This is a genomic window from Methylosinus sp. PW1, from assembly GCF_000745215.1.
GTDB lineage: Bacteria > Pseudomonadota > Alphaproteobacteria > Rhizobiales > Beijerinckiaceae > Methylosinus.
Genome location: NZ_JQNK01000009.1, coordinates 1,055,636 through 1,081,555, shown reverse-complemented (window position 1 = coordinate 1,081,555; position 25,920 = coordinate 1,055,636). Strand labels below are relative to the sequence as shown.

The following is a 25,920-nucleotide window of genomic DNA, read 5'->3' as shown; positions in this document are numbered from 1 at the left end:
TCGTCAGCGAAAGCTCACGAGGCGCGCGGCGCCTCGTCATAGGACTTCTCTTCCACGATCAATGAGCCGCAGGCGAGATTGATGCGCTTCTTCAGCGCCGCGCGATGGTCGTTGCGCTGATAGACGCTGCGCGCCAGCGCGATGAATTGCGGGCCGAAATCGCTGCGCTTCTCGCAATTGCGAATATCGTCCTCAATGTTCCACAGCGCGAGATTGGTCTCCTCCAGCTCGCGCGCCAGCGCATCCAGCGCGCCGCCGACGAAGCCGCGCTCGTCCCGCAGTCCTTGCAGCAGAGCCAGCTCGCGCGCGACATTGGCGCGCTTTTCGGCGTCGGCGATCTTGCGCGCCTTTATCTCCAGAATCGTGATGCGATCGATCAGCTCGCCGACGGAGCCGGGAATGAGAATGGCGTCCGCCTCGGCCGGCCGCGCCTGCGGCGCCGCGAGGGCTTCCAGCTCGCGCGCGATGCGGGCGAACACGTCGCGCCAATCGCCGCGTTTCTCCTGACGGAACAGCCGCGCGCTGTGATACCAGGGGCTGTCCTCGCGCTCCAATTGCCAGCGCCATTCCGGCGCATGCTTGATCGCGATCCACACCGGCTTGCCGAGCGCGCCGGCGAGATGGGCGATGGATGTGTCGATCGTCACGACGAGATCGAGATTGGCGATCACCGCCGCCGTATCGACGAAAGCGTCGGCGCCGGCGTCGAAATCCTCGCCGAAGGACATGACGCGCATGGGCGCGTCGCGCAATTGATCGGCGCCGAAATTCTTCTGCAGGCTGTAGAGCCGCACGCCGGGAATGGCGCCGAGCGGCGCGAAAGACGAGAGCGGCGCGGCGCGCGCATGGTCGGAGCGCGAATGCGCGCTGCCTTGCCAGGCGATCCCGACCTTCAATCCTTCGCCCGAGAGACGCTCGCGCCACAGCGCCACGCGTTCCGGCTCCGCAGAAAGATAGGGGTCGCCCGGTATCGTCTCCGCGCGCGTGCCGAAGGCGTGCGGCAGGCTGCATAGGGTGACGCAATAGTCATAGGCCGCATCCTGCGCCAGAGCGGCGATGATCTCGACGCTCTCGCCGAGGCCGCGCATCAGGCGCAGCAGGGCGGGGCGGCAATGATAGGCGACCTTCGCGCCCGCCTTCGCCAGCAAGGGCGCATAGCGGATGAATTGCAGCGCGTCGCCGAGGCCCGCCTCGTCGAGAATGAGGATGGATTTGCCGGTCAGCGGCTCGCCGCGCCATTCCGGCCAGCGATAGGCGATCTCGGTCTTGGGGCGGTCGTCGAGCACCCAGCGATGCTCGAACAGCTCGAGGCCTTGCTCGAACTCGCCGCGCAGCAGCAGCAGCGTGCCCTTATTGGCTTTCGTCTCCGCATGGCGCGGATCGATCTCGAGCGCGCGGTCGAATTGCGCGCGCGCCTCGTCGAAGCGGCCGAGCTCTTTCAGCACGATGCCGCGGCCGCAATGCACGTCCGGCTCATTGTCTGCGAGGCGCAGCGCCGCGTCGAAGGAAGCGAGGGCGTTGTCGAGATCGGAGCGGCGCATCTCCACCATGCCGCGGCAGCGCCAGGCGAGCGCGAAGGTCGGATCGGCGGCGATGGCGGCGAGCGCGCAAGACTGCGCCTCCTCGAGCCGGCCGAGCTCGAACAGGCTCATGCCTCGATTGGTGAGCAGCTTGGGATCCTGCGGCGCGCGCGAGAGAGCTTCGTCGAATATTGCGAGCGCGGCGGCGTAGCGCTTGGTTTCGTGCAGCGCATTGGCCTTGGTCAGCAGCGCCGGAACATGGCCGGGCGCAAGGCTCAGCACAGTGTCGCAGAAGGAGACGGCCTCCTCGAAGAGGCGCAGAGCGACGAGCGCCGAAAGCGCGCCATCGGCGGCGTCGAGACAGGTGGGATCGAGCGCGAAGGCGCGCGCGAAGCAATCGAGCGCTTCCTCGTGTCGCGCGAGACGCGCGAGCGAGACCGCCTTGTTGCGCTGCGGCACGGGATCGGCGGGAAGAAGCGCGATGGCGCAGTCGTAATCTTCGATCGCGCGCGTATCCTCGCCGATCGCATGCAGCGACAGGCCGCGATTGGCGAAGCCCTGCGCATGGCCGGGCGCGCGCGCCAGCAATTGCCCATAGGCGTCGACGGCCTCGGCGCTGCGTCCCGTCATTTGCAGCGCGACGCCATAATTCAGCCAGCCCTCGACATTGCCGGGATCGAGCCGCAGCGATCGTGCGTGGTCGGCGATCGCCGCCTCTGGCCGTCCGGATTTTTGCAGCGCCACCGCGCGGCCGTAGAGCGCCTGCGCATGATCGGGATCGATGGCGATCGCTTTGCCGAAATGATCGATCGCCGCCTCGTCCTGTCCGAGCGAGACGCGGACGAGGCCGGCGAGATAGCTCGCGAAGGCGTGGCCGTCGACGAGCGCGCGGGATGCGTCGATTTTTCGCAGCGCGGTCGAAAGGTCGTCCGCTCGCAGGCTCGCCATGAGATCGGCGAGCAATTCGCTCGCATCGACGGGCCGCGGCGCCGTGGCCACATGTCGTTTCTGCTGTTTCGATTTCAATGAGTAGGCCTCGACGCAGAGGGACGAAGCTTTCGACTAGCGAGGCGAGCTTGTCTCGGGCTGGCGTCTAATATTTTACTGATGTGATAATGTTTCGTCGTTGCAGGACTGTGCGATGCAATGACGAATTGCGACATGTTAGTAATGCCGAAACTTCCCATATCGCTTAATCCGTAAGCACGGGAGCGCGCGAATATGATTCGCGGAGGCGGCGCGCCCGATGGTTAACGAATTGCGGGAGCAAAAGATGGCCGAGTCTTCGAAGAGCAGCTCATCTCTGAACGACAGTTTGGCGTTCATGGAGATGAACGAGGCGGCCCGCGGCGCCTTGCGCCAGGTCAAGCCTGTCATCTCGAAGGCCCTCGGCCCGGCTCTCGACGCTTTTTACGAGAAGGTTCGCGGCGACGCGAAGCTGCGCGGCTTCTTCTCCGACGAGCGCCATATGGCGGCGGCGAAATCCGCGCAGATGCGCCATTGGGCGCAGATCACCGAGGCCGAGTTCGGCGTGGAATATGTGCGCATGGTGACGGCCGTCGGCCAGGCGCACGCCCGCATCGGCTTGGAGCCGAGCTTCTATATCTCCGCTTATGCGCTCATCACCGAGCGTCTGATTCAGGCCATTGTCGAGGACAATCTCTCGGGCTCCATGCTCGCCGGCAAGGCGCGCGTCGATCGCACCTCCCGCGGCGTCGCAGCGCTTGTCAAGGCGGTGTTCCTCGACATGAATCTCTCCGTGTCGGTCTATCTCGACGTGCTGCGCGAGGAGAGCCGCACCGCCGAGGCGCAGCGCGCGGAGGCCGAGGCGCATCAGCGCCATGCGATCGACGTGATGGCCCATGCGCTCGAGGAGCTCGCCCGCGGCGATCTGCAGCGGCGCGTCGTCGACAAGCTCGACGGCGGCTTCGACAAGATCAAGGAAGACTTCAACAATGCGGCCGCCAAGCTCGCCACCGCCTTCGCCGATGTCGGCGCGTCGGCGAGCGCGATCCGCTCCTCGAGCGTCGAGATCGCCAAGGCCTCCGACAATCTCGCCCGCCGCACCGAGGCTCAGGCCGCCAATCTCGAGGAGACGGCCGCCGCGCTCGAGGAGATCACCGCGACGGTGAACAAGACCGCCGACAGCACGCGCCATGCGAGCGAGGTGTTCGAGGTGACGCGCTCCGACGCCGAGAAGGGCGGCGCCATCGTGCGCGACGCCGTGGAGGCGATGCGGCGCATCGAGAATTCGACGCGCGATATTGGCAAGATCATCGGCGTCATCGACGAGATCGCCTTCCAGACCAATCTTCTTGCGCTCAACGCCGGCGTCGAGGCGGCGCGCGCCGGCGAGGCGGGACGCGGCTTCGCCGTCGTCGCCTCGGAAGTGCGCGCGCTGGCGCAGCGCTCGGCGGAGGCGGCCAAGGAGATCAAGGCGCTGATCGCCGCCTCGACCTCGCAGGTCGAGAATGGCGTGGTGCTGGTGACGGAGACCGGCGCCGCGCTGGAGCGCATCGTCTCGCAGGTCGGCGAGGTGAGCCGCGTGGTGACGGACATCGCCGCCGGCTCGCGCGAGCAGGCGACCGGCCTCACCGAGGTCAATCGCGCCGTCGGCCAGCTCGACAGCATGACGCAGCAGAACGCCACAATGGTCGAGGAGACGACGGCGGCGAGCCACAGCCTCAGTCATGAGGCGGAAGAGCTCTCGAGCCTCATCTCCGTTTTCCGCATCGAGCGCAGCGAGGGCGCGCGTCCGGCGGCGGCTCCGCGCGCGAGCGAGCGGCGCGTCGAGGCGGCGCCGGCGCGGCGGCGCGTCGCTTCCGCCGGCGGGCGCGGCGCCTCGGCTGCGTCCGCGGATGAGGGCTGGGAAGAGTTCTGATCGTTCGAATGCGAACGAAATATAAGCCGCTTCTTTCACAATATGCGCCAGATGATTGATCTGGCGCATATTTTTTTGCGCTTCCGGCATAGTAGAGCAAAGAGCGCGCTAAGTAGTTTCCACAGGAAGCCTGCCGGCCGCGCCTGTCTTACAAGCCACCGAATCCCTAAGCGAGGCGCGAGCTCTCGCCTCTGAAGCGCGCCGTCGACGGCTCGAACGCGACGTTCGCAAATCGCGCGGTCCGCAGCCGCGCCGTGGTGGGAAACACCTTCCCGGCTCGGGCGCCTCATGACGCTCGCGTCTCGGAAGGGGAGAGGAAGTCGGTGGACGAGCAAGGCGACCAGCTTCAGGATATCGAGGATCTGCGTCGGCTTCTTCTCGAGGCCGGGCAGAGCCGCGAGCGTCTCGGAGCGCGAACGGCGCCGGCTGCGTCCTCGGCGCCCCGCGAGGGCGTCGAGCATTTCTGTCGTCGTCTGCTCGAGCAGATGCGCGAAGGCTCGATCGAGCTTTCGGCCGAGGGCGTGATCCTGCATTGCAATCGCCAGTTTCGCGAGATGATCGGCCGCCCGGCGGCGCAGCTCATCGGCGACAGCATGCTCGATCATATCGCGCCCGAGCAGGCCGAGCGCTTCGCCGACTTCTTCGCGGCGCCGGAGGCGGCGAGCCGCGAGTTCGAGATTCGCCGCGCCGACGGCTCGCTGCTGTCGGCGAGCGTCGAGCTGGGCGCGCCGGCCGAGGATGCGGGGCCGCGCCTCGCCATCGTCACCGATCTCACCCAGATGAAATGGATGGAGCGCTCCTTCGCCGCCAATGAGGCGTTGCGCGAGCGCGAGAAATGGTCGCGGCTCGCCGTGGCCGCCGGCGGCGTCGGCACTTTCGACGCCGATCTCGTGACGGGGACGAGCCGCTTCTCCGTAACCATGCATGAGATTTTGGGATTGGCGCCGGATCAGACGCTCTGCTTCGCCGAGGCGAGCGCTATGTTGGTCGATGCGGACAAAGGCGATTTCGAGCGCAAGTTTCTCGAGGCCTGCGCGGGCGCGAACAATGGCGAGTGGAGCCATGAGATGCGCATCAGGCGCATGGACGGCGCCTTGCGCTGGATCGCTCTCGCCGGACAATTCGAGTTCCGCCGCACCTCGCGCGGCGTCGTCGCGACGCGCGCGATCGGCGCCGCCATCGATGTGACCGACCGCCGCGAGATCGAGGATTCTCTGCGGCGCAGCAATGAGCGCCTGCGTCTCGCCCTCGCGGCCGGCGCGATCGGCAGCTGGGAATACGACATCGCCGCGGACGTCACCGAGGCCGATCAGAAATATCGCGATATCTATGGCTTTCCCGCCGATCAGCCGCTCTCGCCGGAGGTGGTCTTCGCCATCGTGCACGAGGATGATGTCGCCTCGGTGCGCCAATCGGTGCGCTCGGCGATCGATCCGCATGGCGAGGGGCGCTATCAGGCGGAGTTTCGCATTCACAGAAAGAGCGACGGCGCTCTGCGCTGGATCGCATGTCGCGCCCAGGCCTTGGTCGAGAACGGCCGCGCCGTGCGGCTCATCGGCGTCGTCAGCGACATCACCGAGAAAAAGGCGATCGAGTCCGAATTGCGCGAGAAGGCGCGGCTCGCCGATCAGCTCGCCGGCGTCGCCGCCTCCGTGCCCGGCCTCATCGCCTCTTATCGGCTCGGCCCCGACGGCAAGGCCTCCATGCCCTACGCCTCGCCCAATGTGGAAGACATTTACGGCATGGACGCCGAGACATTGCGGCAGGGCGTCGACGGCAAGTTCGCGCGCGTTCATCCCGACGATCTGCCGCGCGTGCTCGACAGCATCGCCGAATCGGCGCGCTCGATGAGCGTATGGCGCGAGAGCTATCGCTATAATCATCCGCGCAAGGGCTGGATATGGGTGGACGCGCAATCGAAGCCGACGCGCGAGCCCGATGGCGCGACTCTGTGGCACGGCTATCTGCAGGACGTCACCGAGCGCAAGCGCATAGAGCAGGCGCTGGTGGACAAGGAGGCGCGCCTCTACGCCACGGTGGAAGGCGCACATGACGCCATCCTCACCGTCGATGAGAGAGGCGCGGTCCAATCGCTCAACTCCGCCGCCGTGCGCATGTTCGGCTATGCGAAGGCGGAGGCGATTGGCGCGCATGTCGAGACTTTGGTGCCGGTGCGTCTCTTCGGCGGCCGCAAGGCCGGCGCCGGCGCCTGTTTCATGGAAGAGCGGGAGTCGCTCGGCAATGTCGTGGAGACGCAGGGTCGTCGCAAGGACGGCGGGCTCTTTCCCGTCGATCTCGCGGTCAGCGAAGCCTCCTATCATGGCCGCCGGCTCTATATCGCCTTCATCCGCGACCTCACCGAGCGGCGCAAGATCGAGGCGCGCATGCAGAAGCTGCACGCCGAGCGGCTGGATGCGGTGGGCGAGCTCGCGGCCGGCCTCGCGCATGAGCTCAATCAGCCGCTCTCGGCCACGGCCATCTATCTGAAGGCGGCGCGCCGCCTGCTGCAAATGCCGGTCGAGCAGCGCCCCGCCAATGTCGAGGACGCGCTCGACAACGCCGCGACGCAAATCGTGCGCGCTGGCCAGATCATCGCGCATTTGCGCGAGTTCATCTCGCGCGGCGAGCCGGACAAGACGCTGCAGAATTTGCACGACATTCTCGACGAGGCGCATGAGCTCGTCATCGTCGAAGCCAAGCAGTCGGGCATAAATGTCGTCTGTCGCCTCGACGCCGCCGATGATCGCATTCTCGCCGATCGCGTGCAGATCAAGCAGGTGCTGGTCAATCTCATGCGCAATGCGCGCGACGCGATGAGCGCTTCGCGCACGCGCAGGATGACGATCTCGACCGCTCTCTGCGGCCGATCGATGGTGCGGCTCGACGTCGCCGACACGGGCGCAGGCCTCTCCGAGGAAGCGCGCGCGAGCCTCTTCGAGCCTTTCGCGACGACGAAGCCCAATGGCCTCGGCGTCGGCCTCACCATCGCGCGTTCGATCGTCGAGGCGCATTACGGAAAAATCTGGGCCGGTCCCAATAGCGACGGCGGCGCGACATTCAGCTTCACGCTGCCGCTGGCCGCGATGGAGGAGGAAGAGTGAGCGAGCCGACCGTGCATGTCATCGACGACGACGCCGCCGTCCGCGACGCGCTGCGCTTGCTATTGCGAACCGAAGGCCATGAGGTGACGACGCATGGATCGGCCGTCGATTTTCTCGCCGGGGTCGATCGCGCCGCCACAGGCTGCATCGTCACCGACGTGCGCATGCCGGAGATGACCGGCATAGAGCTGCTGCTGAAGGTGAAGAACATGGGGCTGTCGCTGCCGGTGGTGGTCATCTCCGCCCATGCCGATGTGCCGCTCGCCGTGCAGGCGATGAAGGAGGGCGCGCTCGATCTTCTCGAGAAGCCCTTCACCGATGAATCGCTGCTCTCCGCCGTGCGTCAGGCGCTCGCTTATGACAGCGGCAAGCGCGCGCGCGATCTGCAGGCGCAGGAGATACAGCGCCGGCTCACCACGCTGACGAGCCGCGAGAACGAGGTGCTCGCCGCTCTGCTGCGCGGCCAGCCCAATAAGATCATCGCTCATGAGCTCGGCATAAGCGTGCGCACGGTGGAAGTGCATCGCGCCAATGTGATGGCCAAGATGCAGGCCGGTAGCCTGCCGGAGCTGGTGCGCATGTCGCTGGTGCAGGCGCCGCGGGCGGAGCGCGAGGCGGAGGGCCAGAGCGAGGCGGCGGGCGAGACGAGGGGCGATGGATGATGCGGCGAGGCGCAGGCTCTGCTATCCTTCACGTATAGGTAGAAAATTACGAGATTTCACGCAGGCCTCGAAAGACCGGCGACGGCCGCCGGACAGCAAAGGCCGCATTTTGGAACGGATCCGACTGTGTTTCGATCGCCGATCCTCGACCCGCGACCAAGGGCCATATTGGTTTGCATCGCCGAGAGGCGCCGTCCGCGGGAGCCGCGGCCGACGCGAAAGCCTGGCGCTCTCGAAACGGCTGGCGCGCGGCTGCTGCGACGATGGGAGGCCGCCGGCCTGCCGACCGTCTTCGTCGAGCGCGATCTCGCTCTGGAGCGGGCGGGCTCCGCCGGCGCGGCGGCTGGTGAGACGGCGCTGCGCGCCGAGGCGCCGTCGTTGCTGCGCGACGCCGGCTTCCTGCGGCTGTTCGAGGGCCTCGGCGGCCCGCTGCTGATTCTGCTCGGCGACGCGCTCGGCGATCTCGCTCTGGAGACCGCGATCGACGGATTTCTCGCCGGCCATCCGATCATAGTGGTGAAGGACGCCTCGCCCCTTCCGCTGGACGGAGAGGAGGAGAGCGCCGCGGCGCTGCCGCTCCTCTCCTGCTTCGCGCGGCTGATGGGGGCGGAGGAGCTTGCGCGGGAGTGGACAGGCGTCGACTGATCCCCCGCCGTGGGCGCAAGCGCGCTTGTTTCTGCGCGCGCCTTGGGCCAGTCTCCCGCTGCGGCGCAACAGGGCGAGGCAGGGGAGTAGAGCATGGACATCAAGGAGCGGCTCCGGGACATTCTAGAGCGCGCCAAGCGCATCATATCGTCGCCCAAGACGGAGTGGGCGGCGATCGAGGCGGAGCAGACGACCGCTCTCGATCTCTATCGCAATTACATCCTCTATCTCGCGGCGGTGCCGGCCATCGCCAATTTCCTCGGCGGCTGGCTGTTCGGCTTCTCGCGCGGCTCCAATATCGTGCATTACTCCTTCTTCACCGGCCTCATCCGCGCCGCGCTGCAATATGGGCTCGGCCTGCCGCTGCTCTATGGCGTGGCTCTGGTGATCTCGATGCTGGCGCCCAGCTTCGAGGGCAAGCGCGACGATCTGCGCGCGCTGAAGCTCATCGCCTATTCCTACACGCCCATCTGGCTCGCCGAGATCTTCGGCCTCGTTCCGGGTCTGCGCTGGCTCGACGTGCTCGGCGTCTTCGCAGTCTATCTCTTCTATGTCGGCGTCTCGCGAATGATGCGCAGCAAGGAGGAATATTCGGACGTCTACACTGCGGCGGCCCTGGTGCTCGGCATTGCGGCGTCCTTCCTGCACGGCATGATCGTCCATATGCTGGTCCCGGCGCCGACCGTGTGAGGCGGGGCGTCTCGCTCCCTCTGGAGTCGTTCCGGTTCGGATCGATCCGGAATGACCCAGGCTGCGCGGGTTTGCTGCCGATCTGAAACGGAACAAAGCCGAGCCTATATCGTATCGTCGAGACGAGTCTCGAGCGAAAGTCCGCAAATGGCGCCACCTGACCGTTCGAGACGGTGAAGGGGGTCTCTGACCTATTGCAGCGGCGTCCCTCCCGTACGGCCGACGTCCGCCAATGCCGAAAGCCGACGTTCCCGTGGTTCGGGCGAGAGCGCGCGTGAGCAGGCCTTCGAGCGACCTCGTGCGCCGACCGGTGGACGACGTCTGCGTCGACGACGGCGCCGTCGTGATCCAGAAGAAGGTCGGCGTCCCGACCAATTCAGTGACCAAGCGAACCCGTCCATCTTCGGATTCTGGAATCGCCCGCGTGTCGTTCGTGGGCCGCTTGGCTCGGGCTCTCTTCTTGTCACGTAAGGCCACCGCCGCTTTGTCCGATGCAGTCGACCGCGGCGTGTCTCTGCGGACGTCAGTCATTGCATCGCCGCAACCGTCGCCATCCCCACGGCGGAATTATTCTTGTCCCTGCAGCATTCCTCGCGAGTCCGCTCAACTCGACGGTCGCGCCGGAACTTTCTCGGTCCTTCCGAAACTTGACCAATGACAAGGGGCGGGCTTACAAATCACGCATGATGAACTGGGGCGCACAGCGAAAACGATCGGCGAGCGCCATTATCGGCGCCTTGATCTGTTTCGTCGCATTGCAGAGCAGTTTTGCCTTTGCGCGAAATGTGGAAGCGCTCCGTTCTCATGCCTCCGCCTCTTTCGAGGCTGGAAATTATGAGATCTGCAGGCTCTCCCCCGCGTCGGATTCAAATGCGCCGATCCAGGAGCGCCATACGGCCGATCAATGCTGCCTTCTCTGCGCATCGGGCGGTCGTGACGATCAGCCTCCTCTGCTTTTCTTCTTCGCCGTTGTCGCCGATTTTCTCGCCCCTCTGACCTCGACCGACGTCGCCGATAGGCGCGTCGACACTGTCGACCGACCGCTTACGACCTGGACGAGCTCTCACTCTTCCCGCGCTCCGCCGCGTCTGTCCTGAGCGCTTCTCCCGCTCTGGAGCGGGAAAATCGTTCGGGGCGGGTCCCGCTCGTGCGGCCTCTCGCTTCGCCGCCATCGCGAGTTCGAGGCTCCAGCGGAAGCCACATCATGTTCAGAACCAATGGCCGTTCGATCGGCGAGCTCTTCGAGCGCAACAAGCGCGATCTTCTCGACTGTCTGACGCGTCGTGTCGGCTACGAGGACGCTTTCGATCTTCTACAAGAGACCTTTGTGCGGATGCTGCGGCGTCGGGAGGCCGGACCGATCGCCGACGAGGACGCCTATCTACGAACGACGGCGATCAATCTCGCGCGCGACTTCTCCCGTCATTCCAAGTGCATGGCCAAGCACGTCGCGCCAGGCGACATCCCGGCCGAGATCGCCGAGACCGGGCTCGATCCGTCACAAGTCTGCGAGGCGAAGGAAAGCGCCCGCTTGCTATACGCCGCGATGAAAGGCCTGCCCCCCAAGTGTCGGGAAGTCTTCATCTTACGTCGCTTCCATGATCTTTCGCCGGACGAAATAGCGCAGCGGCTCGGCATTTCCCGAAACATGGTCCTCAAGCATCTGCGGCTGGCGCTGGAGAGGTGCCATGCGGCGCTCGACTAAATTTTCGTCTCGAGACCTCACCTTATATCGCGGTCGGCGTCCGTCCTGCTAAAGTAGTGGATCAATGGCGGCGATAACGCCCTATGAGAGGCAGATTGGCGCGGCGATGGAGGAGGATGACGCTCCCCGTGATCGGGCGAACCGTCGGAGAGCGGCCATCGAATGGTGGACGCGCCTCGACAGTCGCGCTCCGACTCCGCAGGAGCGCGAGGCGTTCGTCATTTGGCTGACGCATGAGCCGGCCAACCGCGAGGCATTCGAGAAGGTTTGCCGCATCTGGGGCGATCTCGAAGATCTGCGGCCGCTCATAGACGCCTTCGAAGTGCCGCCGCCGCGCCGATCGCGGCGCGTTCGCGTCGCCACCGTCCTCGCGGGGCTGGCCATAACGCTGTTATCCTATGTCTTTTTCGACGACGCCTGGATCATGTTGAGGGCGCAGACCCGCACCGGCGTCGCGGAGACGCGGACCATTCGGCTCGTCGATGGATCGCGGATCGAGCTCGGCCCTCGCTCGGCCATCTCGCTCGATTTCGACGAAGGCAAGCGAAATGTGACCCTGCTGAAGGGCGAGGCTTGGTTCGACGTCGCGCCGGACGCCGGCAGGCCCTTTTCCGTTCTGGTCGCCCGCGGCTCGGTGACGGCTCTCGGCACGAGCTTCGACATCTCGACCACGGGGGAGCGAACGGAGATCACTGTCGCGCAGCATCGGGTGCGCGTCATGACGGGCGGCCCGGCGATCATCGTCGATGAAGGCGAGCAGAGCGCTTTCGGGCCGGGCGTCGCCGCGGTCGATCCATACCGGGTGCAAGTCGACCATGTCGCCGCATGGCGTCGCGGAAAGCTGATTTTCGACGACAAGCCGCTCGCCGAGGTCGTCTCTGTGCTCGGACATTATCTGAGCGGATATATTCTCATTCTCGATCCATCGATCCGAGAAAGGCGCGTGAGCGGCGTGTTCGACGCGGCGGATCCGATCGCCGCCATCTCCGCGATCGAGAAGGCTCTCGGCCTTCGCGCTCTCGATCTCGGCTATCTCGTCGTGCTCACGGGATAGAAGAGGATTTTTTTTGCTCGTCGACCTCCCCGTGGGAGGGGTCGGTTCGTCCTTGTCTGAGTGGGAGGCGCGGCGCCTGCCGCCTGGAGACGGGACAGGACCAAAACGAGATGTCGGATCGGATTCCTCACGGCAGCAAGTCAGCGAAGGGTGGGATGATGGGGGCGACGGCCATCCTGACCGCGATGGGCGCTCTCGCATTCGGATCGAACGCGGATCGCGCCGAAGCGCATGCGCAGATGCCGCAGAAGGAAATCGCGGAGATCGTGCGAAGCTACGACATTCCGGCCGGCCCCATCTCGACTGCGCTCAACAGCGTCGCTGACGCGAGCGGCGTGCGCATCGTCTATGACTCGCGCTTGACCCGCTCGTATCGGACGAGAGGCGTCTCGGGATCGCATAGTCTCGCGGCGGCGCTGTCGGAAGTCCTGTCGGGAACGGGGCTGAGCTACGCGCTGTCTCCCAACGGCAAGTCGGTGCTGATCGTCCTGGCTCAATCGGGCGACACCCGCAATGATGCGAGCGCTGGCGGCGCCACGCCTCTGCCGACGATCGATATCGGCTCCGAGCCCAATCGTCCGACAAGCCGCCCCGGCTCGGGCGCAGGTAGCCAAGGGCCGGGAGATCGGCACACCGGCTACAACGCCATCAGCGCGCCCTCGACGCTGAAGACGGACACGCCGCTGCTGAAGACGCCGATCGCGGTCGAGGTGGTGACGCGCCAGACGATGGACGATCAGCAGGCGATTTCCGTCAACGACGCCTTGCTCTCCAATGTCAGCGGCGTCACGCAGGGCATCAGCGGCATCGAGCTGTTCAAGGTTCGCGGCTTCTACAATACCGTCGGCAACGTCTACAAGAACGGGCTGATGGAATATAGGCTGCGCAATCTCGACACGACGAATCTGCAAGCGATCGAAGTGCTGAAAGGTCCGGCCGCCATGCTGTTCGGCAGAGGCGAACCCGGCGGCATCATCAATCTGGTCGTCAAGCGACCGCTCGAGACGCCCTATTATTCATTGCAGCAGCAGGTGAAATCCTTCGGCGGGACACGAACGACCCTCGACGTCACCGGGCCGCTGAACGACGAGAAGAGCGTTCTCTACCGCTTCAACGGCGAATTCTACAGCACCGATTCCTACCGCAATTTCGTGACCGATCGAAATCTCTTCATCGCGCCGACGATCTCGATTCGTCCGGTCGAGCAGTTCAAGATGAACATCGATTTCGAATATCAGAACAAGACCTATGTCGACGATTATCCGACCTTCCCTGCGATCGGCGGCGCTCCGGCCAATATTCCGGTGAGCCGATATTTGGGCGAGCCGTCCATTATGAAATCGACGCCGAACCACTTCGAGCGCAAGCGCATCGCCTATGACGCCACTTACGAATTTCTTCCCGGCTGGAGCCTGACGAATCGGCTCAGCTATTACCATATCGACACGCGAAACGAGAATCTCTCGATAACGGGCGTCAATCAGGCGACGGGCGTGATGAACCGTGTCGTGAATTTTTTGCCCGGCTATGGCGAGGACAGCTTCGGCGCCAATGTCGATCTGAAGGGCCGTTTCACGACCGGGCCGATCGAGCATTCCGTGCTGCTCGGATATGATTATTTCGGGACCTACCTGCCCGTGAACCTCACCTATTTCTTCAGCCCGATCAGAGCGATCAATATTTATGCGCCCACTTATTGGCTGCCCGAGAACCCCTATCGAGGGACCGCCAGCTACGGCGCGGCGGGTCAGAAATGGACCGGCGTCTACGGCCAGGACATGCTCTCCTTCTTCGACGATTCGGTACATGTGCTGCTCGGCGGCCGCTACGACTGGACGGAAACGGGCTCGAACAAGATCGGCGCGTCCGACTATGCCGCGCGCGCCTCTTATGTGAATGTCTACTCCAACGCCTTCAGCCCGCGCGTCGGCGTCGTCTACCAGCCGCTTCCCTGGCTTTCGCTGTTCGGCGATTTTACGCAGTCCTTCGGCGCGAACAACGGCACGACGCAAAATCTCGCGCCTCTGGCTCCGCAGAAAGGCGAGCAATATGAAGCAGGCGTCAAGGCGGAGCTCCTCGACAAGCGCCTCTCGCTGACGATGGCCTATTTCGACATCGTCAAGTCCAATGTCCCCTATACCGATCCGACGAACACGCGAAACACGCTGCTGATCGGCAAGGCCCGCAGCCAGGGCTTCGAATTCGATCTGACCGGCCGCATCGACGACAATTGGAGCGTGATCGCCAATTATACGCATGACGATGTGCGCACCGTGGAGGGATCGCCCTCCTATAATCCACTCACGCTCATCACGACCCAGCTCGCCGTCACCGGAAAGAAGCTGGCGGGAAGCCCGCGCAATTACGGAAATCTCTGGATAAAATATGACGCGGACGGCGCTTTCCGCGGCCTTGGTCTTGGAGCCGGCGTGTCGGTCTCCGAGAGCTATCTCGGCGACAATGCGAATTCCTTCGTCGTGCCGGGCTATGCGATCGTCAACGGAATGATCTCCTACACGACGCAGATCGCCGGCCTCACCGTCACGGGTCAGCTGAATGTGAAGAACATCGGCGATGCGAGGTATTTTCCTGCGTCTTACGACCGCTACACCATCCAGACCGGAACGCCGCGCACTTTCCTCGGCTCTCTGCGCGTGGAGTTCTAAGTCTGTTTGCGAATTTGGCGGCCGACTGAAACGAGAGTGCGAGCCTATCTGGAAGGAGTGACGAACGATGCGGGAACAAAAGTCGAAGCTCGCGGCGCTGCTGATCGCAGCTCTCACGGTTGGCGTCTGTCACAGCGCCGCGGCGCGGGACCAGGCGGTGACGCTTCGCTTCGCGCTGACGGCGGACGGCAAGGACGTCGGTTGCGCTGCGCCGCTGCCCAATCTCGGAAGCGGCCGTCTCGAGACGAAGCTGCACGACGCCCGCTTCTATATTCACGATGTGAAGCTCATCGATGCAAAGGGCGTGCGCACGCCCGTCGCTCTCACGCAGAACGACTGGCAATATGCCGGCGTCGCTCTGCTCGACTTCAAGGACGCGCGCGGCGGCAACACGCCTTGCACCGACACCAATCCCGCAAAGAACACGACGGTCGACGGAACCGCGCCGGCTGGCGCCTATGCAGGACTCGAGTTCTCGATCGGCGTGCCGGTCCAGGGCGTGGCGGACGGCAAGATCATCGCGCTCAATCATTCGAGCACGGAAACCGCGGCCCCGCCGCTCGACATCGCCGCCATGGCCTGGAACTGGCAGGCCGGCCGCAAATTTCTTCTCGTGGAAGTCATTCCGCCCGCGCCGTACATCACCAAGTCCGACGGCTCCAAGACGCGGATATGGATGACGCATCTCGGCTCGTCGGGCTGCAAGGGCAATCCCGCGACGGGCGAGATCGTCTCCTGCGCGCGCGAGAATCGCTTCACGGTCACCTTCGACCGATTCGATCCCAAGACCCAACGTGTCGAATTCGATCTGACGCGCCTGTTCGAGAACACCGATCTTCTGGTCGACAAAGGTGGCTCGATCGGCTGCATGACCGCGCTGGACGATCCAGAATGCCCGGCGATCTTCTCGGCGCTCGGTCTCAATCTCGCGGAAAGCGCTCCAGGCGCTGGCGACGCCGGCAAGCAGACGAAGCCCGGCGTCTCGCCGGTCTTCAAGGTCGGCGCTGCCAAGCCGGCGAAGATCGTGGGCGGCAAGCAATGAAGCGCGCGCCGCTTCTCTCGCGCTCGTAGCCGATATTGCCGCGGCGGCGAGCGCGCCGCAACAGTGTGGCGCGGCCGCGCTGCATGCATGACGGGACGATCGCGACGCTCGAAGAGCTCATCGATAATCACGCGCGACGCTGCCGCAGGATCGATCTCTCGGCGCGCGTCTCCGGCCCATTGGAGGCGCAGACCGCAAACATGTATGGATGCAATCTATACTACGTACGAAATGTATATATTTTTTACACTCAACTATTTTCAGCTCTAAAAGAGAAAAATCGGCGATTTTGTATTGCAATTGGAGAATTTTAAGCCATTATATATTTGTCGCATGGCTGATCGCCGCAGATGCGATGCTTTGTCTATTCTGTATAATACAGTCAGACCGGCACAACTCGGCGCTTTTCAGGAGGAAGCAATGGCTATCAAGATCGCCAAGAAGGAAGTTCTCCCGGTCGTCGGTCGTCTGGGCGCGATGTGCAGCTCGTGCCCGATGTGCGGCCCGCTCTGCCCCTGATCGGCAGGCCGCCCCCGTCGCATTCGCCGGGGGCGGCGTCTCGAGACCTGCGGTCGTTTTCTTGGAGGCCTGTTTCGATATGCAGATCGGCTTCAATTTCACGCTCAATGCGACGCTCGACATGGTCCAGCGGATGATCAAGGCGCGCCAGATCGACTATTGTGAGCTATTGATCGACAATTTTCTCCATGTCCCTCCAAAAGAGCTGGAGACGACTCTCGATTGCCCGATCGCATTTCATATCATGTTCTCGAAATTTCTCGAGAGTGACGACGAGGTTCTCGGCAAGCTGGCGAAGCGGATACGGATTCTCATCGACGCATTGAACCCGATCTACGTGTCGGACCATTTGCTACGTTTTACGCACGAAGGCAGATGCTTCTACAACCTCGGCGAAATTGATTACGAGACGCAATTCGACGCCGTTCGACGGCGCGTCGAGAAGTGGCAGGATTTGCTCGGACGTCGCCTCTATCTCGAAAATTTTCCATCGATCATGGAGGGCGGATGGGATGCGCCGGCCTTTTATCGGCGCCTATCCAAGGAGACCGGAGCGGGCGTTCTCTTCGACGCGTCGAACGCCGTCTGCGCGCAGCACAATTGCGGCGCGCCGCTCGACCTCTGGAACGACATCATCGAGACGACGCAGCATTTTCATGTCGCGGGCTATGCGCAGTCATTCAGCGCGCCTCATGTCATCGTCGACGCGCATGATCGAGAGATGGCGCCGGACACGATCGAATTCCTGTCCTCGATGCGCTCGTCGTTCGACAAGCCGGGCGCGACCATCACTTACGAGCGCGACATCAACATCGACTATGATTCGATTGCAGTCGATCTGCAGCGTCTGCGCGAGATATTCCCCCGCACTCAGGAGCTCGAGCATGCCGGTCTTGTCGCCTGCGCCAGCTAGAATCGACGCCGATCTCTACGGCGATCTAATGAGCCCTGCGCGGCTCGCGACCTATCCGCGCGAGTCTCGTTCCTATATCCGCATCGACATAAGCCTTCGCGCCTATTGGCACACGCTGTTCGACACCTGCCCATTGCTGCTCGATCTCTCCGGCCCGGACGGAGCCTCGATCTTCCATCCTTTCATGGCCTGGGCCAGACAGGAGAAGCTGTCCTTCGATTGGACCTATTTTCTATGGGTCTATCAATGGCTGGCGCAGTCGGAGTTTCGGGACCGGCTGAGCGAGGAACTATTACTGTCGATGATGACGGCCTCCGCCGCTCGCTGGCTCGGCTATGATCGCAATGTCGACGACCTCGGCGTCGTGATCGGCACGCCTCTGATCGATGCAGTGGTGGTCGGCTGGAAGATGGACAGCGTCTATTGCGGCCTGAACCAGGTGGAGCGCCTCGAGTTCGAGGAGCCGCTTCCGGCGCCGGATGGTCTGTTCGGCTATTTCTTCACGCCCAGTCTCAGACTCGGCCATTTTCCCGGCTGGCGGCCGATACCGCGATGATCGAAAGCGGCTTCTGGCGCGGATATTGGCCATTGCTCGTCAGCATCGGCTCGACGCAGTTCGTGCTGCAGGTGGATATCGTCACGCTCGGGTGGCTGGGAGGCGACGCGCAGAGCGCCTATGTTCTTCTCACGCGTCTGGCGCTGCTCGATCTCGTGCTGATGACAGCCATGGGAACGGTCGCCTCGACGATCGTCGCGCAGCGGCGAGGCGCAGCCGACGAGGCGACTGTGATCGGCGGCGCGCTGTGCCTCTCGGCGGTCATCGGCCTGTTCTGCGGGTTTCTCGGCTTCGTCTTCTATCCGCGATTGGCTGCGCTGGCGGCGGGTGAGGGCGAAGTCGCCGCGCAGATCGAGACGGCAATTTACCTATACACGGTCGCCACGCCACTGCGCTTCTCCGTCAACGCCGCCATTCTCATTCTCCACGCGCTGAACGAAGGCGTTTCCATCGTGCGCTGGAAACTGATCGAAGGCGCATTGAAGATCGGAGGAAATCTCCTCTTCATCGGCGTTCTGGGCTTGGGGCTTCGGGGCTGCTTCGCGAGCGGGCTCGTCGTTGCGATTATCTCTTCCGTATGGTGTTGGCGCACCCTCTCTTCGCGTCATGGGACGCCATTCCACATTCCGAGCTATTCCTGGACGACGGATTTCTTTCGTTCGACGGCATGGGAGTCGCAGCGAACTATCGCGGTGCATTTCGCAGTAACGGCCGGCGTCATGCTTTTCGCGGCCCCCTGGCTCGGACATTACGACATTTCTCGGCTGAGCGCCTATGCCGCCGGACAGACGCTGATGCTCCTCGTCTTCGCGCCGTTGCTGGCGCTCACGCGCTTTCTCTCTTTCCGACTGGCGCGCGTCGGGGACGACGTCATCGCTCCGCTCGTCCGCGCGCTTTGGCTTCGCGGCGCGCCCATCTCTTTCTTCGCTGCGCTCGTGCTGTTCACAAGCCGCGATCTGCTCGGTGATCTGTACGGTCAGCAGGGGCCTTGGTGGTCGTCCCTGATCGTGGCGCTCGCCATTTCACTACCGCTTCGACACGCGGCCAATGTGACGAGGGCCGCGCTGCTGTCGCGCAGAGCTTTCGCCGAGGTCGCGAAAGCGGACAGCGTCGCGCTCTGGGCCTGCGCCGTGCCTCTTTTGGCGTTGGGGCTCGCGGCCGATTCGCCGCCTCTGACCTATACGTCGCTGATCGTCCCTGAGGCCATCTGCGCGCTGTGGCTCTGGCGACGTCTCGCACTGCCCAGGAACAGCGTGCGCGCGAACGCGGCCCTCTAAAAAGGCCATGATCCGCGAGGCGCGCCGAGAGAAGACGCGACGCGAGAGAGCGGGAGGTTGCAGGACCATGCCATCCGAACATGCGCCAGTTTTGATCGTGGGCGGCGGATATGCGGGGCTGACAGCCGCGCTGATGCTTTCCATCCGCGGCGTTCCGTGCCGGCTCGTCGAGCGCCGCGCCGCGCTCTCCGATCATCCGAGAGCCCACGGGTTCAATCTTCGCAGCCTGGAGCTGCTACGGCAGGTTCCTGGCCTCGAAAACGACCTGCGCCTCGCCACACGAGCCGCGCCCGGCGACACGACGATCATGGTCGCAGAGACGGTCACGAGCTCGCCCATAAAGATAATGGCGACGCCGGGCGGATTCGATCCGCGCCCGCTCTCGCCGGCGATGCTCTGCAGCGCCGGTCAGGATCGCGTCGAGCCGGTGCTGCTTCGCCATGCGCGAGCGCATGGCGCCGACATTCGCTTTTCGACCGAGCTCATCCGTGTCTCGCAAGACGCGGACAGTGTCCGCGCCTGTCTGCGCGACGCGGAGAGTGGAGAGGAGAAGACGGTCCATGCCGACTATCTCGTCGCTGCCGATGGAAGCAGCGGCGCTATCCGCAGAGCGCTCGGCGTCGACATGATCGGCGTCGACGGCGTATCTCACGCAGTATCCATTCTCTTCCGAGCGGATCTGTCGATCGCGATGGAGAACCGCGGCTTCCTTCTCTGCTACCTGCGTCATCGCGACTTCACGGGAGCCTTCGTCAGCTGCGACGATCCCGACCGTGGGCAGCTCAATGTCGAATATGACGCGGCTCGCGAAACCGTGTCGGACTTCGACGCCGAGCGATGTGAGAAGCTCGTGCGCGCGGCGTTGGGTCAACCCGATCTCGACGTCCAGATTCTGAACGTCCTTCCCTGGCGGATGTCGGCGCTGCTCGCCGAACGAATGAGTCTCGGCCGGGTGTTTTTCGCCGGCGACGCGGCCCATATAATGCCGCCGGTCGGAGGCCTCGCCGGTCAAACCGCGATCCAGGATGCGGCCGATCTCGCCTGGAAGCTCGCCATGGTGATCAAAGGCGAGGCCGGCCCGGCTCTGCTGGACACCTATGACGCCGAGCGCCGCCCGGTCGCGCAGCTCTCGATCGCGCGTGCGACCGAGAATTATGTCGAGCGGCTTCGCCAGGACCGCACCGACCTCTCCGACGCCTTCGGTCGAGTCAACTATCTCGACGCCGCGATGAGCTATCGCTATCGATCGCCGGCTATTTCCTTGGACGGGCCGGACGATGGACTGCCGGCGGACGATACGCTGCATCCGAGCGGCAAGCCCGGGTCCCGACTCGCGCATGTTCCGCTCGTCAGAAACGGCGTCGAGATTTCGACGCATGATCTCGTGGGACAAGGATTTGTGCTGCTGGCCGGTCCCGCCGGATCCGCATGGATCGAGGCCGCGCGAGCGCTCTCTCGCGGCGAAGGCGCGCCGTTGAGAGCCTTTCTGATCGGAGTGGATGTCGATGATCCGACCGGCGCATTTCTCTCGCGAACCGGGCTCGGACCGAGCGGAGCGCTGCTCGTGCGCCCCGACGGCTTCGTCGCATCGCGATCAGTCGACGGGAGCGCGGATTCCGAAGCAATTCTGAGGCGTTCCCTCGATCGCGCGCGCTGTCTCGATCGACGCGAAATCCCACCTTCGCCGCCTGCTTACGCGTCGATGGTCAAAGTCATGCCGTGAGGAGCCATGTCAGCCCCAAAAAGCCCGCTTCCTAAAATTCCCCCAGCTCGCAGAGCGCTCCGCGGCGTTGTTTTCGCACGCAGCCGAGCATGCTCGGCTTTTGTCGGCGCCGGAGGCCTCATGCTGGGGCTCGCCGCCACATGCGCTGCGCTCGCGCTCGAACCGACAGTGAGCTGCCCCGCGCCGGCTATTGGAGATGGCGCCGGCTGTCACGACAAAGTGATCGAGACGATGCGAGGAAACGCCGGCGCCGACTCGAACATTTTGCAGCTCCTGGTGAGCTGGCAGGCCTGCTTCACGAAAGAAGACGTGACGGATCGGAATGTCCAGGCGATCATCGAGGCGTGTGATCGCGCCGCGACCTCATCCAGCTTGAGCCGCAAGGAGAGAGAAAGGATCACCTATCGGCGCGCGAAAATCCTTCAGGCGGCGAGCAAGGCGCAAGCTCCAGCGGCGGGAAAAGTCGGCCCGGAGGCACAATGAGCGTTCCTTTGTCGAGAGCGCTCGCCGACCGCGCCGGAGGGGGTGTCGCCGAACGGCGCGCGTTTATTTCGGCAGGTCCCAATCGACGCGGCCGAGCACTCGGATCAGGGCGGCGCCGTGCGATATTCGACGCCGACAGGGCGCCTCTCGTCGTTCTCCTTGAACCGCGCCCTCCGGCTGTCCGCATCGAATGGCGGGTTATGGCGCGACATCGTCGTTCGTGAGCGGGAACGTCCTACGCGCGCGACGACCGCCGCTCGATCGGCTAGAATGCGTCATGCCGATCAAAATCTACATCGACGGCGACGCATGCCCCGTGAAGGACGAGACGTATAAGGTCGCCTCTCGCTATGGGTTGCAGACTTTCGTCGTCTCCAACAGCTTCATGCAAATTCCGCGATCGCCGATGATCTCGAGGATCATCGTCGAGGCCGGGGCCGATGCGGCCGATGATTGGATCGCCGAGCAGGTCGTCGCCGGAGATGTGGTCGTCACCGCCGATATTCCTCTGGCCGCGCGTGCATTGGCGAAGGACGCGCACGCCATCGCGCCCTATGGCCGCGCCTTCACCAAGGATTCGATCGGTCTGGCGCTCGCGCAGCGCTCGCTCATGGAGCATATACGCTCGACGGGCGAGGCCACCGGCGGGCCGCCGCCGTTCTCCTCGGCCGCCCGGTCGCAGTTCCTTCAGGCTTTGGACCAGGCCATCGCCAGAGAGCAGAGACGGCGGCGATAGGCCGGCGGCCGCCCCATTTCACCGAATCGCTCCCCTCCTATAGATTGCCGCGCTCCATTCACCGCCGGCTCCCTTCATGCGCGTTCGCCGTCTCGATCCCATTCTCGTCGATCGCATCGCCGCCGGCGAGGTGATCGAGCGGCCGGCCTCCGCCGTCAAGGAGCTGGTCGAGAATGCGCTCGACGCCGGCGCCTCGCGCATCGACGTCGCCATTGAGGCGGGCGGGCGGCGGCTCATTCGCGTGATCGACGATGGCTGCGGCATGAGCGCCGAGGATTTGGCGCTCGCCGTCGAGCGCCACGCCACGTCGAAAATCCCCGATGGCGATCTGACCGCCATAGCGACGCTCGGCTTTCGCGGCGAGGCGCTGCCCTCCATCGCCGCGGTTGCCGATCTCACCATCGACGCGCGCGCCGCCGGCGCCGAGGTCGGCGCGCAGATCAGGGTGGAGGCGGGCGAGAAGCGCGGGCTCAAGCCCAGCAATTGGCCCAAGGGCGCGCGGGTGGAGGCGCGCGATCTCTTCGCGGCGACGCCGGCGCGGCTCAAATTTTTGAAAACCGAGCGGGCGGAGACGGCGGCTGTCGCCGATGTGGTCAAACGGCTGGCCATGGCCAATCCTGCCGTGCGCTTCTCCTTCGCGGCGGATATGGGCGCCTCCTTCGACTATCCCGCCTGCGGGGACTCCGAGGAGGGGCGGGCGCGGCGCATCGCCCAGGCGCTGGGGACGGAATTCGCCGATAATGCGATCGCGCTGCATGCGGAGCGCGAGGCGTTCCGCCTCGAGGGACTCGCCGGCCTGCCCACTTTTCATCGCGCCAATGCGCTGATGCAATATGTCTATGTGAACGGCCGTCCCGTGCGCGACAGACTGTTCTCCGGGGCGATACGCGCCGCCTATCTCGATTTTCTCTCGCATGACCGCCATCCGGCGCTGGCGCTGTTCCTGGAATGCGATCCGCGCGTCGTCGATGTGAATGTCCATCCGGCCAAGGCGGAGGTGCGCTTTTCCGATCCAGGCCGCGCGCGCGGCCTGGTGGTGGGGGCGCTGAAGGAGGCGCTGGCCTCGGCGCTCCATCGCAGCGCCGACACGCCGGCCCGCGCGGCGCTGGACGTGCTGGCCGAGCGGGCCAGAACGGCGCCCGGGCGGGAATGGTCGGCTACTTCCGGCGCGGGCTTTTCTTCCTTCGGCGGGCCGCCGCGCAGCCGGCCGCTCGACTGGGATTTGCGCAGCTCGCCCAGCGCCCCGGCCGGCTTCGCGGAGCCGCCGCAAGCGGCTTTCGATGTCGGCCCGCCTGCGGCCGATTCGCGGCCCGCCGACGCGCCGCCCGTGGCCGCCGCTGTGGAAAACCCGCTCGGCGCGGCGCGGGCGCAGCTGCACGAGACCTATATCGTCGCGCAGACCAAGGATGGGCTCGTCATCGTCGATCAGCACGCCGCGCATGAGCGGCTCGTCTATGAGAAATTGAAGGCGCAGCGGGAGGCGGAGGGAGTCGCCCGCCAGCTGCTGCTGGTTCCGCGCGTCGTCGAGCTGGATGCGACGCGGCTCGACGCGCTGCTGTCGGCGCAGGAGGAGCTGTCCGCCCTCGGCCTGGCGCTGGAGCCCTTCGGCCCGGGCGCCGCGCTGGTGCGGGAGACGCCGGCGGCGCTCGGCGACATAGATGTCGGACGGCTCATCGAGGATATCGCCGATCTCCTCGCCGAGGAGGGGGACGCGCGTGGGTTGACGCGGCGGCTCGATGCGCTTTTGTCGCGCGTCGCCTGTCATCATTCGGTGCGCGCCGGCCGCCGGCTGACGGCGGAGGAGATGAACGCGCTGCTGCGCGAGATGGAGAAAACGCCGGGCGCCGGCCAGTGCAATCACGGCCGGCCGACCTATGTGGAGCTGAAGCTCGCCGACATAGAGAAGCTGTTCGGGCGCGGCTGAGGGGCGGAAGACGCGGAAAAACCCTTAAGTCCGGGCGCGGCCGAGCGCTTTGATTTCAGGCCGGCGACGTGGCATTGTCGCGGCGCGACATTCGGCCCCCCGAAGGGAAATGACAGCGCCCGAGCCAGAGCGAAGGAACGCCGCGCCTTGATCGAACAAGCGATGTTTTTCGCGCTCGGGTTCCTCGCGGCCGGGCTGTTCACGCTGATGTTCCTGCCCGCCTTCTGGCGGCGGGCCATGCGTCTGTCGCTGCGCCGACTCAATATGCTGACGCCGCTCTCGATCGAGAAAATGGTGGCGGAGCGCGACCTGCTGCGCGGCGAGCTGGCCGTGCGCTATCGCCGGCTCGAGCAGCAGATGGCGGCGGTCCGCTCCACCAAGACGCAGGACATGGTCGAGATCGGCCGCAACGCCGCCCGCGTCGCGCAGCTCGACGGCGCGCTGACGCAGGCTCTCGCCCGCGGCGACGAATTCGAGCGCAAGTTCAACGAGACCCGCGGCTTCCTCGAGGAGCGCACGGCGCTGCTGCAATCGACGGAAACCGCGCTGCACGACATGACCGATCGCGTCGAGACGCTGATCTACAATCTGCGCAATGTGGAGATGGACAAGGAGCAGCTCGCCCGCCTCAGCCAGGAGAGCCGCGCCGAGGTCGCGACCCATGAGTCGAGCATCGCCAGCCTGCATGTGCAGAACGCCGAGCTGCGCCAGCGGCTGGAGGCGCTGCAGACGGAATTCGCCGCCGCCTCCGCCGTGGCGGAGCGCCTCTCAGCCGTCGATGGCGTGCTGGCGCGCACGACACGCGAGCTCGACGCCGCCGTGCTGGAGACGGCCGATCTGAAGAAGGATCTCGACGAGACCCGCGCGCGGCTGGCGGCGTTGGAGCACAGCTCCGCGGCCGAGATCGCGCATCTCGAGGCGGCTCTGCGCGTCGCCCGCGCCGAGGAGCGCGATCACGCCGATCGGCTGGAGGCCGCGCGTTCCGACAATGCGCTGCTGCAAGGGGCGATGGACGCGCTGCGCAAGGAGCATGCGAGCCTGCGCGAGACGATCGCCGCGACGGCCCCGGCGGCGGCGCCCGCCGAGGCGGCTGCGACCGGCGACCGCGAGGTGCTGGTTCTGCGCCAGGCGATCGTCGATCTCGGCGTGCGAATGGCGGAGATCGCCGCGGCCACCGCCGCCGATCCGGGCGAGGCCGCCCAGTCGAAGCGGGCCTGAGCGGGGCTTCGCGGCCCCGCCCGGCTTTGCTCCGAGCCTTTAGAGTGATTCCGGTTCATATCGAACCGGAATCGATCTCCTTGTTCTGTCGTGTTTTCTTCACGCGAAGCGGTTCCCACTTCGCTCGAAAACACTCTAGTGCTGCTGGGGCGGCAGCTTGCCTTCCGGCGTCGCCTTGTCGACGACCTTGGGCAGATATTCGGCCAGCGCCGCCGAGACCTTGTCCAGCGGAATGCCGAATTTATTGCCGAGCTCCTTCACCCGATCGGAGCCGAGCGTCTGCTGCACCTGCTCCGCGGAGATGGGCAGATTGGGGCCGGTGCCGACCCAAGACTTCACCTTCTCGCCATAGCCGCTCTTCTCGAAGTCCTTGAGCACATTCTCCAATCCACCGCGCTTTTCGATATAGCCGTTGATCAGAGTGGCGAGCTCGACGCCGATCGCGCCGCCGATGATTCCGTCCAGCAGACCCATTTTCGTCCTCCTTGGCAGAAGCCGGAGCGCCATGACCCCGAGGGGCCACGGCGACGCTGCTCACTTAGGGCGCGCTCTGGCCGCGTCGATGCGGCGCGGCGCCGCGAAGAGGCGGGGGACGCGACGGGCGA

The 25,920-nt window shown here is 64.8% G+C and carries 21 protein-coding genes; 19 read left to right on the top strand and 2 right to left on the bottom strand.

All coding sequences use genetic code 11. From position 1 onward, the window contains the following. Window positions 1–14: 14 nt before the first annotated feature. A complete protein-coding gene (locus K369_RS14710; protein ID WP_245278206.1) occupies window positions 15–2,519 on the bottom strand; it encodes a tetratricopeptide repeat protein in 2,505 nt (834 codons plus the stop codon). 274 nt (window positions 2,520–2,793) lie between these two features. Here K369_RS14710 and K369_RS14705 point away from each other — a divergent pair, with 274 nt between their 5' ends. The 19 genes from K369_RS14705 (at window position 2,794) to K369_RS14620 (ending at window position 25,315) form a co-directional block, all read left to right on the top strand. After that, on the top strand, window positions 2,794–4,401 hold the full coding sequence (locus tag K369_RS14705) for a globin-coupled sensor protein (protein ID WP_036295329.1): 1,608 nt from the start codon (window positions 2,794–2,796) through the stop codon (window positions 4,399–4,401). 323 nt (window positions 4,402–4,724) lie between these two features. Further along, window positions 4,725–7,502 (top strand): PAS domain S-box protein, encoded by a 2,778-nt coding sequence (locus K369_RS14700; protein ID WP_245278205.1) that lies wholly within the window; start codon window positions 4,725–4,727, stop codon window positions 7,500–7,502. Further along, window positions 7,499–8,164, top strand: a complete 666-nt coding sequence (gene fixJ / locus K369_RS14695) for a response regulator FixJ (protein ID WP_036292220.1) — start codon at window positions 7,499–7,501, stop codon at window positions 8,162–8,164. The genes K369_RS14700 and fixJ overlap by 4 nt, the downstream gene beginning before the upstream one ends. A 168-nt stretch (window positions 8,165–8,332) precedes the next feature. Further along, entirely contained in the window at window positions 8,333–8,809 is a 477-nt protein-coding gene (locus K369_RS14690) for a hypothetical protein (protein ID WP_036292218.1), read from the top strand. Between the two features lie 93 nt (window positions 8,810–8,902). Further along, the gene (locus K369_RS14685) at window positions 8,903–9,499 is read left to right on the top strand and encodes a Yip1 family protein (protein WP_036292216.1); all 597 of its coding nucleotides are present in this window, start codon (window positions 8,903–8,905) and stop codon (window positions 9,497–9,499) included. A 491-nt stretch (window positions 9,500–9,990) separates the two neighbouring features. Continuing rightward, a complete protein-coding gene (locus K369_RS14680; protein WP_198033133.1) occupies window positions 9,991–10,596 on the top strand; it encodes a hypothetical protein in 606 nt (201 codons plus the stop codon). Window positions 10,597–10,703: 107 nt separating this feature from the next. Next, window positions 10,704–11,204: an RNA polymerase sigma factor gene (locus K369_RS14675; protein ID WP_036292211.1), complete on the top strand. Its 501-nt coding sequence runs from the start codon at window positions 10,704–10,706 to the stop codon at window positions 11,202–11,204. 64 nt (window positions 11,205–11,268) lie between these two features. Next, a complete protein-coding gene (locus K369_RS14670; RefSeq protein ID WP_245278204.1) occupies window positions 11,269–12,258 on the top strand; it encodes a FecR family protein in 990 nt (329 codons plus the stop codon). A gap of 110 nt (window positions 12,259–12,368) precedes the next feature. Further along, on the top strand, window positions 12,369–14,924 hold the full coding sequence (locus K369_RS14665; RefSeq protein ID WP_245278203.1) for a TonB-dependent receptor: 2,556 nt from the start codon (window positions 12,369–12,371) through the stop codon (window positions 14,922–14,924). Between the two features lie 67 nt (window positions 14,925–14,991). Beyond that, window positions 14,992–15,966 carry an MbnP family copper-binding protein gene (locus K369_RS14660; RefSeq protein WP_036292205.1) on the top strand — a complete coding sequence of 325 codons (975 nt, stop codon included), beginning with the start codon at window positions 14,992–14,994 and terminating at the stop codon, window positions 15,964–15,966. A 420-nt stretch (window positions 15,967–16,386) separates the two neighbouring features. Then, the gene (gene mbnA / locus K369_RS27215) at window positions 16,387–16,485 is read left to right on the top strand and encodes a methanobactin (RefSeq protein WP_161912153.1); all 99 of its coding nucleotides are present in this window, start codon (window positions 16,387–16,389) and stop codon (window positions 16,483–16,485) included. Between the two features lie 79 nt (window positions 16,486–16,564). Further along, window positions 16,565–17,398: a methanobactin biosynthesis protein MbnB gene (gene mbnB / locus K369_RS14655; protein WP_036295321.1), complete on the top strand. Its 834-nt coding sequence runs from the start codon at window positions 16,565–16,567 to the stop codon at window positions 17,396–17,398. Then, a complete protein-coding gene (gene mbnC, locus K369_RS14650) occupies window positions 17,370–17,954 on the top strand; it encodes a methanobactin biosynthesis protein MbnC (protein ID WP_156967936.1) in 585 nt (194 codons plus the stop codon). The genes mbnB and mbnC overlap by 29 nt, the downstream gene beginning before the upstream one ends. Beyond that, window positions 17,951–19,231, top strand: coding sequence for an MATE family efflux transporter (gene mbnM, locus K369_RS14645; protein ID WP_036292201.1), 1,281 nt, complete (start codon window positions 17,951–17,953; stop codon window positions 19,229–19,231). The genes mbnC and mbnM overlap by 4 nt, the downstream gene beginning before the upstream one ends. A 67-nt stretch (window positions 19,232–19,298) precedes the next feature. After that, the gene (gene mbnF / locus K369_RS14640; RefSeq protein WP_036292197.1) at window positions 19,299–20,954 is read left to right on the top strand and encodes a methanobactin biosynthesis FAD monooxygenase MbnF; all 1,656 of its coding nucleotides are present in this window, start codon (window positions 19,299–19,301) and stop codon (window positions 20,952–20,954) included. A gap of 120 nt (window positions 20,955–21,074) precedes the next feature. Then, on the top strand, window positions 21,075–21,437 hold the full coding sequence (locus K369_RS14635; RefSeq protein WP_036292196.1) for a hypothetical protein: 363 nt from the start codon (window positions 21,075–21,077) through the stop codon (window positions 21,435–21,437). A gap of 277 nt (window positions 21,438–21,714) precedes the next feature. Then, a complete protein-coding gene (locus K369_RS14630; protein ID WP_036292195.1) occupies window positions 21,715–22,173 on the top strand; it encodes a YaiI/YqxD family protein in 459 nt (152 codons plus the stop codon). A gap of 76 nt (window positions 22,174–22,249) precedes the next feature. Beyond that, the gene (mutL, locus tag K369_RS14625; protein ID WP_036292194.1) at window positions 22,250–24,097 is read left to right on the top strand and encodes a DNA mismatch repair endonuclease MutL; all 1,848 of its coding nucleotides are present in this window, start codon (window positions 22,250–22,252) and stop codon (window positions 24,095–24,097) included. Between the two features lie 147 nt (window positions 24,098–24,244). After that, window positions 24,245–25,315: a hypothetical protein gene (locus tag K369_RS14620; RefSeq protein ID WP_245278202.1), complete on the top strand. Its 1,071-nt coding sequence runs from the start codon at window positions 24,245–24,247 to the stop codon at window positions 25,313–25,315. Window positions 25,316–25,450: 135 nt separating this feature from the next. Here K369_RS14620 and K369_RS14615 read toward each other — a convergent pair whose 3' ends face one another. Beyond that, entirely contained in the window at window positions 25,451–25,789 is a 339-nt protein-coding gene (locus tag K369_RS14615) for a YidB family protein (protein WP_036292189.1), read from the bottom strand. Window positions 25,790–25,920 lie beyond the last annotated feature (131 nt).